Below are 16,089 nucleotides of genomic sequence, written 5' to 3'. Positions count from 1 at the left end.
AACCCCTTTTCGGTAAAGGTATATGTGGGACTATCTCCAATTCTATGGTATCTTTGTCAAGTACTTTGTACATGGGCTATGGTATTTGCGTGTGGTAACACAAATGTCCGTAGCCCTATCTTTCGATCCAAAAAAAGTTTAAATCACTTCATCTATAGCTTCCCTTTCCCCAAACTATCAAATCCATAAATTCCTACTACAAAACCTATTAACATCACTTATTATACCCCCGATATTTATATTAAAAATAATTTTATATCTTTACCGAAACCATACCAGACCGTACTAGATTTGCAAAAAAGATAGTTCCGTACCTGATTTAATATTCCCACTATGAGAAATGTATTGACCTTTTTATGTATAATTTTCAGCTCGTTTTATGTCTTATCACAAGATATGCTTGTTGAAGCAGAGAGTTTTGACAACCCTGGCGGTTGGGTCGTAGATCCACAATTCGTGGAGCAAATGGGCTCGCCTTATCTCAATGCGCACGGCATGGGCAAACCTGTAGAAAATGCATCTACAAAGGTTAATTTTAAAAAATCGGGCACCTATCATATTTGGGTACGTACCATGAACTGGGTCCCCGGCGAATGGGAAGCCCCCGGAAGATTTCAATTAAAGGTAAACCAAACCGTGCTCGACACGGTTTTAGGAACCCGCTCCGGTTGGGGATGGCAGTACGCCGGACAGGCCAAAATCAATAAAAAACAAGCCACTCACATTGAACTGCAAGACCTTACGGGCTTTAACGGGCGTTGCGATGCCATCTATTTTTCGACAAAAAAAACCACGCCCCCCTCTTCCTTAAAAAAATTGACCGCTTGGCGTCAAGAAATTACCGCCGAACCCAATGCCCCCGAAGACTTAAAAACCTATGACCTGGTAGTTGTCGGTGGCGGACTGGCAGGTTGTGCGGCGGCCATAGCAGGAGCCGAACAAGGACTGAAGGTTGCCTTAATTCATGACCGGCCCGTCTTAGGCGGGAATGCCAGTGAAGAAATCCGGGTACACACCGAGGGCATTTATGGTAATTTTGAGCGCATCCTAACAAAAATTGATACCAAACATTATCCTAATGGATCGGCCGAGGCCAAGTTCGACCAACAAAAAAGAGATCAAAACGTTAAGAGTTACGAGAACATCGACTTATTTCTGAACTGGCGTGCCTATGATGCCATTTCCGAAGATAACAGTATCAAATACGTAGATGCCAGACAAACCTTTACAGGGGAAAGAAAACGGTTTACGGCCCCCTATTTTGTCGATTCTACCGGTGATGGTTGGATCGGTTTCTGGGCAGGTGCCGAATTCTCGTACGGTCGGGAAAGTGTCGATACCTACGGAGAACACTGGGAAGAACATGGCGAACTATGGAGCCCGAAGGAAGCCGATAACGCCGTCATGGGTTCTTCCGTACTTTGGGGGTCTACCGACACCGATACGCCCCAGAGCTTTCCTGAAGTACCTTGGGCCATGCCGGTCGCAAAAGACTATGCCGAGGTCAATGGCGAATGGCAGTGGGAGTTTAGCCGAAACGACCTAAGCCAAATTGACGACGCCGAAGAAATACGCGACCATATGCTTCGTGCCATATATGGTTCGTTTTCCAACGCCAAAAAAGACGAGGTCAACAAAAACCGAAGGCTGGAATGGGTTTCTTATTTGGTCGGTAAGCGCGAATCAAGACGATTGGTGGGCGACCATATCTTTACGTTTAACGATGCCAAGGAAGGACGCAAATTTCCCGATGGTGTAGTTATCGAAAAACGAGCGGTAGACGTGCATTACCAAACGGTCTTGGAAGACGAGAAAAATCCAGATTTCATTTCCGAAGCCCTTTTTTATAGAGGACCACAATACTACATTCCTTACCGAAGCCTGTATTCAAAAAACATCAAGAACCTGTTTATGGCCGGGCGTAACTTCAGTTGTTCGCATGCGGGACTCGGCGGACCGAGGGTTATGCTTACCACGGGACAGATGGGTGCGGCCGTAGGCTATGCGGCTTCCCTATGTAAAAAATACGAGGTTATGCCCCGTGATATATACACCGGCTATTTAGACGAATACCTAAATTTGATCGAGGAGCAGAAATACGAAAAAATTCCCACCTCTAAAAAATGAGACAGATTGCCATAGTCTTCCTCTTGCTTGTATCCCATCTTTGTGAAGCGCAATTCGGGTCGGCTATCGCATTTCCCAATAATTCCAAAAGAACAACCCTGGATACCAGTCCGGAGTTCTTCGTCTTAAACTGGGAAGAAGGCTCCGTGCTTGATATCGCGGAAACGCCTATGACCATAATGGTAGATTCGGTCGGGGCCCAAAAAATAAACATACTGCGTAACAAAGACCGCGCGCCCGTACTGTATTCCTCCAATATTGTTACTCCCGTTTGTGCCGATGGCGACTGTAAACTGATGCATATTACCTTATACTGGACGCTCTTGGGCGATTATGCCGGATTTGACCGCTCTGTTGAAGAGCCATTGACCAAACACGACCATGACGAGTTTTTATTCACCGATTACTGGAAGCTACACGAATTGCTTCAAGACCATAATTCCATTTTAAAGAGAAGGGCCATCGATGAACTGGTCACCAAACCGAAGCCCTCTAAAATAGAAGGTGTCGATGCCTTGTCGGGAGCAACGGTAAAAGAGGTGAAAGAATCCGTTGTGTCGGGCGCACTCTACTCCTGTTATGTGGCCTGGCACTTGGTCCATGGTAAAATCAAGGAAGAGCTAAAAGCATATACGCTTGGGCAACAAAATGAAGATATGTTGCTTCGTATGCTCAACAGTACACATACCAATTACCAAATGTATGCCTTGGAAAACCTTGACCAGAATCAATACAAGGCCAATTTCCCTAGAATTTCGGAGCTTTTTAAATCGGGAATTCCTCTGGTCCGGTCCTTCATCATTAAAAACCTGGCCGATATGTTTACCCAATCGCCATCGACCATGCAGCCCTTTTGGGATGCCCTACCGCATATTGACATTAATACCCGAAGTCTACTCCTGAAGCATATCGATACCGCTTCGGAGGCTACGGTAACCGCGATTTCGACACAATTGGGTGTATTGACCAAAAACCAGCTTCTCAAGTTTCTATCGCATTTGGAAGATAAAAAGTCATTATCTGCCGAAATATTGGAAAACCTACGGCGCTTTGCCGCTTCATCTAAAGAGAAGAATGCCTATATTGTTGTTCAATTTTTAGAAGATTACAGCTAGTTGCCCCTTTAAACCCTTACTTTATGATATCGTTCGTTATTGCTATTGCTGTGTTGGTTATCGGATATTACACCTATGGAAAATTGGTGGAAAACATCTTTGGTATCGATACAAAAAGGGAAACCCCGGCAATACGCTTACGTGACGATATTGATTTTATGCCCCTGCCCGCTTGGCGCATATTTCTTATCCAATTTTTAAATATCGCGGGCCTAGGTCCCATTTTCGGGGCCATTGCAGGAGCCATGTTCGGTCCTGCCGCCTTTCTGTGGATCGTACTGGGAAGTATTTTCGCAGGAGCCGTCCACGATTACTTTTCGGGCATGCTCTCCGTTCGCCATAACGGATTAAGCATAAGTGAAATCGTTGGAATTTACTTAGGACCTAAAATGAAACATATCATGCGGTTCTTCACGGTGATACTCTTGATTTTTGTAGGTACCGTTTTTCTGATGGGGCCGGCAAAAATCATAGACGGCATGACCGGTAATATGTGGAACCTTTGGGTTTGGGTAGGAATAATTCTCGCCTATTACATTTTATCTACCCTGCTGCCGATTGATAAAATGATAGGCAAACTTTATCCCGTTTTCGGTATTGCCATGCTTTTAATGGCCTTGGGTTTGCTCATTGCCCTATTTTTCGGCGATTACCAGATTCCTGAACTGACGCCTGCCAACTTAAGGAACATGACCACCGACCCCGAAGCAACCCCACTTTTTCCCATACTTTTCGTAACCATAGCCTGTGGAGCCATATCAGGCTTTCACGCGACCCAGTCGCCACTCATGGCACGTTGTATGCAAAACGAGAGATTGGGCCGGAAAATCTTTTTTGGTACGATGATTACCGAAGGCGTAGTGGCCCTTATATGGGCGGCGGCGGCCATGACTTTTTTCGGGAATGTAGGCGGACTCAATGAAGCCATGTTGGCCAACGGGAATAACGCAGCTTGGGCGGCCAATGAAATATCGCTGAATATGTTGGGGCATGTAGGCGGCATTTTGGCCTTATTGGGTATTGTAGCGGCCCCTATTACATCTGGTGATACCGCTTTTCGCTCGGCAAGGCTGATTTTATCCGACATTTTCAAGAACGACCAAAAGAAAATCAAGAACAGGCTCTATATCAGTGTCCCTCTTTTCATCATCGCTTTTGCCCTTACCCAAATCGATTTCGGAATAATATGGAGGTATTTTGCCTGGAGCAACCAAACCTTGGCCACGGTTGTCCTATGGACGATTACCGCCTACTTGATCTACGAACAAAAGATGTTTTGGATTACCCTTATACCTGCCCTTTTTATGACGATGGTATGCACCACCTACATTCTTATCGCCCCGGAAGGCTTTCAATTGGACAATGACTTGGCCTATATGGGAGGCGGTATCCTTACCTTAATAATCTCGCTGCTTTTTTGGTATTATGCCGTTCAGCGCAAGAAAGTATTTGCGCAGCTGATGTAATCGGAATGTTAGAGCGAGCTTCTTAAAATCAATTTGGTTTCATTGCCCTTTCGCTCCCTTCGCCCCTCCAATATCATTTTGGCGGCCTCCTCGCCCATTTTCTTGAAGTCGGTGCTGATTACCGAAATACCTCCATCTAAAATCTCCTTGGTACTAGTGTCGTTATAACTTATGAGTCCGATTTCCTTGCCAAGCTTCCAGTTCGATTTACGCGCCAGTTTTATGATCTCTACCATATCACGGTCATAGGCATCAATGGTAATATACAGACTTCCCTTTTCAAAATAATCAGGAGAAAAATCATCGTATACATCGCCTTTAAATTGGTGTTCCGAACAGAACCGCTCAAAACCTTTTTGGACAAAATCACCATGGGGTGCATTCCTGCGGTTGAAAAGGACCAATCTTTGATATTTATTGACCAATTCGATATGTTCCTCCAATAGATTGAAAATATCGTTTTCAAAATCTTGAAAGACCATGCCGCATCCATTGTTGACATTAGGTTCATATTTATCAAGAATGATCAACTTTTCCGGCGGTATCTTGTTCAACACCTTTTGAACGGATTTAGAATCCTTGATATAGGTGGTTATTACAAAATGGGTGTAATTCTTTAGGTTATCCAGAATTAACGGAGCAAATATCTCAATATTCTGATGGTGAAAATACAGACGCACTTTGACCTTATCTCCTAAACTCGAAATCAATGAGTTATAAAGATCTTCCTTAAAAGGCGTAAACTTATCGAGCATAAAAAACACCTTGTACTCGGTCTCTACCGAAAGATCGTTCACAAAATAACCAATTTTGTCGACCGCCCTAACGATTCCCTTTTCACTCAAATGGTTCAATGCCTTAAAAACCGTTTCCCGACTGAAATTAAAATGCGCCGAGAGCTTGTTCACCGATGGCAACCTTTCGTCCAGTACCAACTGCTTCTGTTCGATCTGTGACGTAATACTATCGGCAAGTAAAAGATATTTGGGCTTCTTCGAGTTCTTTTCGATACTAAGTTTTACCATTTATTGTTTCTTGGTGGAACGGAATGACGACAAAAATACTAAAACTAAAAATGCCCTAGTCCGTATTGGTATGTCTTTGAATTTTCCTGAAAAATACAATCTATTTTCAAAAAATCAAGATTAAAACGGCACATCCTACTTCAAATCACTCCCTTCACACATCTCTCATTTAAGACAAAACAATAAGGAAAAATCTTATTAAACCTATTTAATATGAGAGTTTTACAATTGTAAGACCCTTAAAATCCATATTTCACAAAAAAATATTTGGCAAACTTAGATTAATGTTATTTATTTGTTAACGGACTAGACCAGACTAGACTTGTAATCTAGTACGGTCGACCCTATATAACTCACTATTCACCTCTCAACTAAAACTAAAGCTTATGAAAAAAGCGGTCTTATTTTTTCTCCTATCGATATTCGCGCTTTGCGAAATATCGGCACAAATTATGGTCTCAGGTACCGTAAGCGATGAACAGGGTATCCCTATACCCGCTGCCAACATTGTTGAAAAGGGAACGACCAACGGAGTTGTTGCCGACTTCGACGGAAACTTCAGCATTGAAACCCAAGAAGGGGCAACCCTTGTTTTCAGCTCAATCGGTTATGGAACCGTTGAAAAAACCGTTAACAGTGAAACAACCTTAAACATAACCATGGCAGAAGAAGCCTCACAACTCGATGAGGTGGTCGTAGTAGGGTACGGAACACAAAAGGCGGTCAACCTTACCGGATCGGTAGAAACCGTAAAGGCCGAGGAAATAGCTAAGCAACCCGTTGCCCAGGCCTCGCAGGCATTGGCAGGTCTTGTTCCCGGTCTTACAGCGACCCAATCTAGTGGCCAACCGGGCTCAGACGGTGCTGCCATTCGTATTCGCGGGGTGGGAACTTTAGGTAATGGTGCCAAAAACAACCCCTTGATTTTGGTCGATGGTATTCCTGACGACATCAACGGATTAGATCCCAGTGACATTGAATCCATTTCCGTTTTAAAAGATGCCTCGGCAGCGGCCATATATGGTTCACGTGCTGCCAACGGGGTAATCCTTATTACTACCAAAAGAGGTAAAGAGGGAAAAATAAGTACTTCCTATAATACCTATGTTGGAATACAGAGCGTAGCGCAAAACTTAAAGTTCTTGGATGGACTTGGTTATATGGAAGCTTTTAACTCTGCAGAACCTGGTGCTTTTTCCGATGACATACTCAACCAATACCGTTCTGGTAATGGCGTAGGTACCGAAGCCTTGCCCGACACCGATTGGGTAGACCTGCTTTTTAATTCGGCCGCCGTACAGCAATACCACAGCCTTTCGGTTCGTGGGGGATCTGAAAAACTTAAAGTGGCCAGTTCCATATCTTTTACCGACCAAGACGGTAACATCGCCAACTTCAAGTTTAAACGATATAACGGTAGGTTCAACCTAGATTATGCCCTAAGCAAAAAGCTAGATTTGGCCTTTGACCTCAACTTTAGAAGGGAACAAAAAAGTCAACCCGCCCGTCTTCAAGACATTACCCGTTCAGCATACCGCCTTCAGCCCCTGTTCATCGCCTATAACGATGATGGGACTTACGGTCCTGGTTTTGGAGGTAGTAACCCTGTGGCCTTGGCCAATTCGTCCGCAAAGGATGAAACCATTTCAAACTACTTCAGGGCTTTGGCAAAAGTGACCTATAGACCTTTTAACAACTTTTCTATCTCGGCCACCTATGCCCCTCAATTCTTTGACAGGGACCAAGATGATTATAGGGCTAAATACACCTATTACGAAGGTTCTGGCGGACCTGCTCAAAGTACTATTGGCGCCGGTAAGTCTGAAAGTTCCCTATTTAAAGAAACTTTCACTACGTTCCAAGACAACTTTAACGCCGTTGCCAACTGGGGCAAGAAATTTGGTGATCACGACATCTCTGTCTTAGGAGGATATGAATTTCTAAAATTCAAATCGGAAGTATGGTCCGCTAGCAGGAGAGGATTCGTTCTAGATGAATTTAGGGGCTTAGACAACGGATTGCCCGATACACAATTAAACTCAGGTAGTTCAACCCTTAACGGATTGGAGTCCTTATTCGGACGGATCAACTATACCTATAAGGATAGATATCTATTTGAGGCCAATGTTAGAAAAGATGCTTCTTCCCGTTTTGCCAAAGGTTATCGTTCGGCCACCTTCCCCTCTTTTTCAGTGGGCTGGGTAGCATCGGAAGAGAACTTTCTAAAAGATAATGAAACGATTAACTTTTTAAAGTTCAGGGCTTCTTGGGGACAATTGGGCAACCAGTTCATCTTTTCGGCCAACAAGACCGACAATAATGGGGATGCCGTACAAGGTGCCGACGGTTCGGCCGTGGCAGAAGAAGTCAACTTCCCCTACACCTCGCTTTTCGGCCTTGGTAATGCCAATGCCGTTATCGGTGGTACACCTACCGTAGGTGGAGCCCAATTGGTTTTGGCCAATTCGCAATTGCAATGGGAAACCGGGGAAACCCAAAACATTGGTGTAGATGCCAAATTTCTCAATAGTAAATTATCCTTTACCGGTGAGTATTATGTTCGTAAAACAAAAGACATCCTTTTAGGCGTTACCATACCCACATCGGTTGGTTTAGAGGCCCCTGTACAGAATGCGGGTGAAGTCTGGAACACAGGATACGACATCAGTTTGGGTTGGAACGATATGATCGGCGAAAACTTTCGCTATGGCATCAACATCAATTACTCCGGTTTTGATAACGAGATCAAAAGCTTGGGCGGCCTTGACCAATTGCCTCCAGGAAACACCATTAATCGTGTTGGGGAAGAAATTGGTGCAATCTACGGCCTAAAGGTAGACGGTCTTTACCAAGAAAGTGATTTTGACGTAGACGGAAACCTCAACGCTTCCTTGCCCACACCTGGTTTTGGGGCCATTCAAGCAGGTGACATCAAATATTCCGATATTTCAGGTCCAGAAGGGGTTCCCGATGGCTTGATCACCAATGATGACCGAACCATTATAGGTAGCAATATTACTACTGAAAACTGGGGACTTGAGCTATTTTCCGCTTACAAAGGCCTTGACCTTTCGGTTTCCTTGTTAGGTGCCGGAGGAAGGGATGTGGTCTTGGAAGGAGATGCTGGTTGGGCCTTTTATAACGCAGGAAAAATCCAAGAATGGCAAGCCGACTATTGGACACCCTCCAATACGAACGCCCAATACCCCCGCTTGACCCCAGGAAGTTCACACCCGAACTGGCGCGTGAACGAAACCTGGATGCACGATGCCTCCTATGTAAGGTTAAGAAACGTAACCCTCGGGTATAAATTACCCTACGACCTGATCGACAAGTTTAGTATTTCTGCCGCTCGAATCTATGTGTCGGGTCAAAACCTAGCCACTTGGGACCATATGCCAGAAGGTATAGACCCATTGACCCCACAATTTTCACAAGGTAGTTTTTACCCTGTAACCAAGGTTTTCACAATGGGCCTTAACGTAACATTCTAATCGCATAATTTCTATACAATGAAAAATATAAAATATATCATCTTGATAAGTCTAAGCTTGCTGGTTTTCCCTGCTTGTGAAGACACCGTATTGAACTTAGAAGACCCGGGCAGTCCTACGGATGCAACTTTCTTTAGAACCGAAGCGCAACTAGAAGTTGCCCTTACGGGAGTCTATGAAAGTCTAAACTACGTGCGAAATGTTCCTTTTCCACAATTATTGGATCACACCACCGACTATGCCTACAACAGGGGTAATGTCGGAGGTACCGTAGCGGTCACTACCGGTGGTGTTACTTCTACCGAGGCAATCGTAAACGGTTTCTGGGACAATTTCTACACAGGCATCCAACGCGCCAACAACTTGCTCACCAACATGAACAAGGCCGAAGACGCTTCAGACCCCAATCGCTTCGAACAGATCAAGGCCGAGGCTTTATTCTTAAGAGCCCTCTTCTATAGCTATTTGACCGAGCTCTATGGTGATGTTCCCTTTAGGACAGAGGTAACCTCATTGGAAGATCTTGAAATAATCGCCAGAACGCCCAAAGCTGAAATCGTTGCGAGCATCATTTCTGACTTAGAGGAAGCTGCCGCGATCTTGCCCCCTACCCAATCGGCCAACGAAAGAGGACGGGCTTCGGGCAATGCCGCCAATGCACTGATTTCACGTATTGCGCTTTACAACGAAGATTATGAACTGGCCGAAAAGGCTGCACTCAAGGTTATGAACTCCCCCGAGGCGCCTAGCCTATACCCCGACTACGAAGCCTTATTTACCGATTCAGGTGTTGGCTCCGCTGAAGTCTTACTTGACCTTTCGTACATGAACGGCACAAAAACACACAGTCTTTCTCAAGTACAAGGAAGTCGTTTCGGTGGATGGTGCCAATTGGTACCCAACCAACAAACAGTCGATAGTTATGAGACCGTAAACGGACTTCCCATTGACGAAGATCCTGATTTTGACCCTGCCAATCCGTTTGAAAACCGTGATCCCCGTTTGGCGGCTACGATTGCGCTACCAAATAACATATGGACAGGTCACATCATTCAACAACACAGTGACAGTATCGCGACTTGGCGTATAGAAGATGGTGTAAAGGTGGAAAGAGTCTTTAACCCTAATGCGGCCAACCCGGCAGGACGAAAAATCATAGATCCCTATGATGGTACCGAGTATGTAACCGGAGGAGCCAACCGCTTTACAGCCTTTACGGGTTATTTCTGGAAAAAATTCTCTGACGCCCCTAGGTTATTGGGTTCATTGACCGGAGGACCAAGTCCCCTTCAATCGGAACAGACCATTTACCTTATGAGGTACGCCGAAGTACTGTTGAACTATGCCGAAGCCAAGATAGAGGCCGGAACCATAGATGCAAGTGTATTAAATGCCATCAACGATGTACGTGAACGTGCTTACAACAATAGTGGCTTTACATATCCCGAGGTAACGACTACCGATCAGGCCGAACTCAGAAAAATAATCAGAAGGGAACGCAAGGTAGAATTTGCCGACGAAGGTTTACGCCTCTTCGATATAAGAAGATGGAAAATAGCCGAAAAAGTATTAAATACCACCGTTTTGGGCGGACCTGCAAACGGCTTCAGCAAAATAGGGGATTTAGACTTTGTTCCCAATATTGATGATGACGGTTATATCGATTACACCGGGGCTCCCTCACAACCAAGGGTTGAATTGGGGAACCTTGATTATAGGGAATTGGAAGAAAGAACATTCGATCCCGGAAAGCATTACCTATGGCCCATACCCCAAGCCGAGATTGATGCTACCGAGAATGTCGTAACCCAAAATCCCGGGTATTAAAATTCATTGATTTTGTTTTTGTTAGTTTTTTTGAAAATAGGGGATATTAGGTCTATCCCCTATTTTTTCACTACATAAACAAGAATAATAAAGTATATTCATAAACAAGAATGGGCACCATAGATATTACGGTAATACTAATTTTTACTTTACTCGTGTTTGTATGCGGACTAAGTTTCTCAAAGTCCGGCAAAAACATGAAGTCATTTTTTGCCGCAGGCGGGGCACTGCCCTGGTGGATGAGCGGACTTTCTCTCTTTATGAGTTTCTTTTCCGCGGGCACCTTTGTGGTATGGGGCTCCATAGCCTATTCCAGCGGCTGGGTAGCAATCACCATTCAAACGACCATGTGCATAGCCGGTGTACTTATCGGTTTTTTCATCGCCCCGAAATGGCAAAAAACCAAAGCGCTGACCGCCGCCGAGTTCATTACGGACCGCTTAGGTTACAGCACTCAAAAAATTTATACGTATCTGTTCCTGTTAATATCCATTTTTACTACTGGTGCATTTTTATATCCCGTAGCCAAGATTGTAGAGGTATCAACAGGTTTCCCCATAAGTACCAGCATAATCGTACTAGGAATCTTAATTTTAATTTACACGGCAGTTGGCGGCCTTTGGGCCGTAATCGTTACCGATGTACTTCAGTTTGTAGTACTTACTGCGGCCGTTTTAATCGTGGTACCGCTTTCACTTGATAAAATTGGGGGCATAGGGAACTTTGTTTCGCAAGCACCCGAGAATTTTTTCAATTTGGTAAATGAGGAGTACACATGGGGCTTTATGATTGCCTTTGGATTGTACAACCTCTTCTTCATTGCGGGCAATTGGGCCTATGTACAACGCTATACCAGTGTGGCCACCCCAAAAGATGCCAAAAAAGTAGGATGGCTTTTCGGCGGACTCTATCTCGTTAGTCCGTTAGTTTGGATGTTGCCCCCTATGATCTATAGGGTACTGAACCCAGATTTGGGCGGCTTGGCCGACGAAGGGGCCTATCTCTTAATGTGTAAGGAAGTACTGCCCGTAGGAATGTTGGGGTTAATGTTAGGCGGAATGATCTTTGCCACATCGAGTTCGGTCAATACAACTTTAAACATCTCGGCAGGTGTCCTGTCCAATGACCTTTACAAACATTTTAGGCCCAATGCCGACAACGATCAATTGGTCAAAGTCGGTAGAATGGCAACCATAGGTTTGGGCATACTGACAATTATAATCGCCCTCTTGGTACCATATATGGGCGGCATCGTAGAAGTGGTCATGAGTTTGGCGGCCATAACGGGCGGTGCCATGTTCTTACCTCCCATGTGGGCCTTGTTCAGTAAATACCAAACGGGCAAAAGTGCCTTGATCGTTACCGTAGTCACTTTGGCCATCAACGCTTTTTTTAAATTCTTGGCCCCTAGCCTTCTCGATTTTTCGTTTGACAGGGCCCAAGAAATGGGATTTGGCATGGGTATTCCCGTATTGCTTTTAGCGGCATTTGAAATATATGCCCGTACACAGAAAAAACCGACCATAGCCTACGACAACTATCAACTTAAAGTTGCCGATAAAAATTTGGAGGCGGAAGAAGAATCCGCTTCCGGAAACCAAAAAGGCACACGGGTCATAGGTATAGGCGTAGCCCTAACCGGTCTATTGATCGTAATACTATCATTCATGGCCGAAACCGGAGCGGTACTCGTAGGTGGAATGGGACTTTTTGTCTTACTGTTAGGCAGTTTTATTATCTATAAATCGAGTCAAAATATTTCAGGCTAAGCGGCTCTACCTACATTTTTTCCTTAACACACCAAATCAAATTATTAAAGTTCAAATTGCATTTTATGATTTCAGAAGCATATAGTCCACAAACGAGAAATACAAAGACCGTAAAACTACAGGCCGACCTTGTTGTCGTCGGTGGAGGTCTTTCAGGTGTCTGTGCCGCCATAACCGCGGCACGATCCGGCCTAAAAGTCGTTCTTATACAAGACCGTCCCGTACTTGGTGGAAACGCCTCGTCAGAGGTTCGGCTGTGGAGCCTGGGTGCCACCTCTCACATGGGCAACAACAACCGATGGAGCCGTGAAGGCGGATTGATCAATGAAATCCTTTTAGATAACCTAAAACGAAATAAAGAAGGCAACCCATTGTTGTTCGACACCGTACTGCTTGAAAAGGTATACGAAGAGAACAATATTACCCTTCTACTTAATACAGCGGTCTATGAGGTTGAAAAAGGCAAAGACGACCAGGTAAAGAACGTAACCGCCTTTTGTAGCCAGAACTCAACGACCTATATCGCCAGCGCCCCACTTTTCTGTGATGCTTCCGGTGATGGTATAGTTGCCTTTATGGCCGGAGCCTCGTTCCGTATGGGGGCGGAGACCAAAGAGGAGTTTGATGAGGGATTCGCACCGAATATCGAAGATTATGGCAACCTTTTAGGGCACTCTCTGTACTTTTACACTAAAGATGTAGGCAAGCCTATTAGCTATACGCCTCCCTCCTTTGCCATAAAGAATGCAGAAGAACTTCCACGTATCAAAAACTTTCAGTTAGGCGACCATGGTTGTAAATTGTGGTGGGTAGAGCACGGCGGACGCCTCGATACCGTCCATCAATCGGAAGACATTAAATTTGAACTGTGGAAGGTGGTTTATGGGATTTGGGACTATGTAAAGAACAGTGGCAAGTTTCCCGAAGCGGCCAACCTAACGTTAGAATGGGTAGGCACCATACCCGGCAAACGGGAAAGCCGTCGTTTTGAAGGCGACTTTATGCTGACCCAAAAAGATATTGTCGAACAACGCGATTATTACGATGCGGTCTCCTTTGGCGGTTGGGCCATGGATTTGCATCCCGCCGATGGCATCTATAGCGAACACAACTCTTGTACCCAATGGCATGGTAAAGGCGTATATTCCATACCCTACCGTTGCTACTATTCAAAAAACATCGAGAACCTGTTCCTTGCGGGCCGGATTATCAGTGCCAGTCATGTGGCCTTTGGTTCTTCAAGGGTTATGCTCACCTGTGCACACGGAGCCCAAGCGGTAGGTCAAGCCGCAGTTCTATGTAAAGAAGAAGGTTTACTTCCTAAAGACATTGCTTCCAAAGAACACATTGCAAAGCTGCAACTGGCCTTGAACAGAAACGGACAAAGTATTCCCCGCATCGCCCTGAACGACACCGATGACTTGGTAGCAAAGGCGAATGTAGAAGCGAGCTCTAGCTTAAAGTTCAAAGGTTTTTCGGAAGCGGACGACTGGCACCCCCTAAAGTTCGGACTTGCCCAAATGCTACCGCTTAAGGCGAACGAAACCTATAGTTTTGAAATTGAAGTAGATGCCTCGGAAGCAACCAGCCTAGAACTTCAGCTTAAAAGTTGTTCGACCCCTAACCATTTTACCCCAGATGTGGTTATTGATAAAAAGGAAGTCGACTTACAAAAAGGAAAACAAAAAATTACTTTTACCACTACCAAAACACAGGAGCAAGATCATTATTCGTTCTTCTGCCTAATGAAAAACGAAAAGGTAAAAGTCCGTCTTTCAGATGAGCGTATCACAGGTTTAATGACTGTTGAGAATAAAATAAATAAAGCGGTATCCAATTACGGAAGACAAGACCCTCCGGCCGACATCAATGTTGACAGTTTTGAGTTTTGGACCCCCGAACGCCGTCCTAAAGGAAAAAATATAGCCCTTCAAATGGCAAAGGCCCTACCTATTTTTGAACCCGATAATATCAAAAACGGCGAAGTTCGGCCCAACGCTAACGGAAACACCAATGCCTGGGTTGCCGAAATAGAAGATAAAAACCCGACACTGCACTTAAAATGGGACGATAAAGTCAATATAAAAAGCATAAAACTCTTTTTTGACTGCGACTATGACCACGCCTTGGAAACTACCCTTATGGGACATCCGGAAGATGTCATTCCTTTTGTGGTGGACAATTATACGGTCAAGGATGCTTCCGGCAAACTCTTAAAGGAAGTCAAAGGAAATTACCAGGCCATAAACACCATTGAATTGGACGAAGCAATTAGTACCGATGCATTGGTCTTCGAGTTTAGCAAAAAAGAAAGGCATATACCTGTTTCCCTATTTAAAATATCAGCTTATAACTAATCCCTATAAAAACAAAATGGTTAAGAACGTAATTGGAATTTGTATCATTCTAATTCTGGGTACTTCGCAAGTCGATGCCCAGAAAGATACCCCTGTCCGATTACCTGATATCGCTTCCTTTGACCAAGACCTATTTGTTCCTGATATCACCCAAGGCCCACCTGAAGCGGGTAAGCGGGTGCGTCAAACCTTGGCTTCGTACCAAAACACCGAAGTCTACCACTTGCTCTACCTGCCCAGCAATTATAAAGAGGGCGAAAAATACCCGGTCATTGTCGAATATCCGGGCAATGGGCCATATACAAGTGCTGCCGGTGACCTTTCAACGGGCCAGGTAGACGGTTGCAATTTAGGCTACGGCCTTAGCGAAGGCAAAGATTTCATTTGGGTGAGCATGCCCTTTATCAGTGTTGATGGCCAAGAAAACCAAAAATGGTGGTGGGGCGACATCGAAGCAAGCAAAAAATACTGTATGGACGCGGTCAAAGAGGTCTGTGACAAATATGGAGGTGATGCTTCCAAGGTCGTTTTGGCCGGGTTTTCACGAGGAGCCATTGCCGTAAACTATATCGGGCTTCGCGATGATGAAATTTCCCCTCTTTGGAAGGCCTTTATCGTCAATTCGCATTATGACGGCCTAAAGACATGGGACTACCCCAATTCCGACAAGGCTTCCGCCCTTGAACGGCTGAAACGGCTGAACGGGAGGCCCCAGTTCATTTGTGCCGAGGGTCATGGAACAAGTAAAAGTAAAAATTACCTTGCCCACTCAGGAATTCAAGGAAATTTTACTTTTATGGATATTCCCATTAAAAACCATACCAATACTTGGCCCCTATACCAATTGGAAGAACGGAAGATTATAAGGGCATGGCTATCGGAAGTAATCGAAAAAAACTAAAAAACAAC

General features: G+C 44.7%; 9 protein-coding genes. 8 read left to right on the top strand and 1 reads right to left on the bottom strand.

The features are described 5' to 3' along the window. Positions 1-333 precede the first annotated feature (333 nt). The 3 genes from B4Q04_RS21440 to B4Q04_RS21430 are packed head-to-tail and all read left to right on the top strand — an operon-like array spanning position 334 to position 4,708. On the top strand, positions 334-2,127 hold the full coding sequence (locus tag B4Q04_RS21440; RefSeq protein ID WP_013994940.1) for an FAD-dependent oxidoreductase: 1,794 nt from the start codon (positions 334-336) through the stop codon (positions 2,125-2,127). Next, entirely contained in the window at positions 2,124-3,242 is a 1,119-nt protein-coding gene (locus tag B4Q04_RS21435; protein WP_013994939.1) for a hypothetical protein, read from the top strand. Before B4Q04_RS21440 ends, B4Q04_RS21435 begins: the two co-directional genes overlap by 4 nt. A 23-nt stretch (positions 3,243-3,265) precedes the next feature. Next, the gene (locus B4Q04_RS21430) at positions 3,266-4,708 is read left to right on the top strand and encodes a carbon starvation protein A (protein ID WP_088698047.1); all 1,443 of its coding nucleotides are present in this window, start codon (positions 3,266-3,268) and stop codon (positions 4,706-4,708) included. Between the two features lie 8 nt (positions 4,709-4,716). On the opposite strand, the gene B4Q04_RS21425 is transcribed toward B4Q04_RS21430, so the two are convergent. Then, the gene (locus B4Q04_RS21425) at positions 4,717-5,733 is read right to left on the bottom strand and encodes a GntR family transcriptional regulator (protein WP_013994937.1); all 1,017 of its coding nucleotides are present in this window, start codon (positions 5,731-5,733) and stop codon (positions 4,717-4,719) included. Between the two features lie 386 nt (positions 5,734-6,119). On the opposite strand from B4Q04_RS21425, the gene B4Q04_RS21420 reads away from it, so the two are divergent. The 5 genes from B4Q04_RS21420 to B4Q04_RS21400 all read left to right on the top strand — a co-directional run bounded on the left by B4Q04_RS21420 (position 6,120) and on the right by B4Q04_RS21400 (position 16,081). Continuing rightward, on the top strand, positions 6,120-9,227 hold the full coding sequence (locus tag B4Q04_RS21420) for a SusC/RagA family TonB-linked outer membrane protein (protein WP_088698046.1): 3,108 nt from the start codon (positions 6,120-6,122) through the stop codon (positions 9,225-9,227). A gap of 18 nt (positions 9,228-9,245) precedes the next feature. Continuing rightward, positions 9,246-11,054: a RagB/SusD family nutrient uptake outer membrane protein gene (locus B4Q04_RS21415; protein WP_013994934.1), complete on the top strand. Its 1,809-nt coding sequence runs from the start codon at positions 9,246-9,248 to the stop codon at positions 11,052-11,054. A gap of 197 nt (positions 11,055-11,251) precedes the next feature. Next, positions 11,252-12,823 (top strand): sodium:solute symporter family protein, encoded by a 1,572-nt coding sequence (locus tag B4Q04_RS21410; protein ID WP_231854768.1) that lies wholly within the window; start codon positions 11,252-11,254, stop codon positions 12,821-12,823. A gap of 65 nt (positions 12,824-12,888) precedes the next feature. Then, the gene (locus B4Q04_RS21405) at positions 12,889-15,180 is read left to right on the top strand and encodes an FAD-dependent oxidoreductase (protein WP_088698045.1); all 2,292 of its coding nucleotides are present in this window, start codon (positions 12,889-12,891) and stop codon (positions 15,178-15,180) included. Between the two features lie 16 nt (positions 15,181-15,196). After that, entirely contained in the window at positions 15,197-16,081 is an 885-nt protein-coding gene (locus B4Q04_RS21400; protein WP_123772413.1) for a hypothetical protein, read from the top strand. Positions 16,082-16,089 lie beyond the last annotated feature (8 nt).

The organism is Zobellia sp. OII3, from assembly GCF_002211465.1.
GTDB classification, from domain to species: domain Bacteria; phylum Bacteroidota; class Bacteroidia; order Flavobacteriales; family Flavobacteriaceae; genus Zobellia; species Zobellia galactanivorans.
This window is presented reverse-complemented; position numbering and strand designations above follow the sequence as displayed.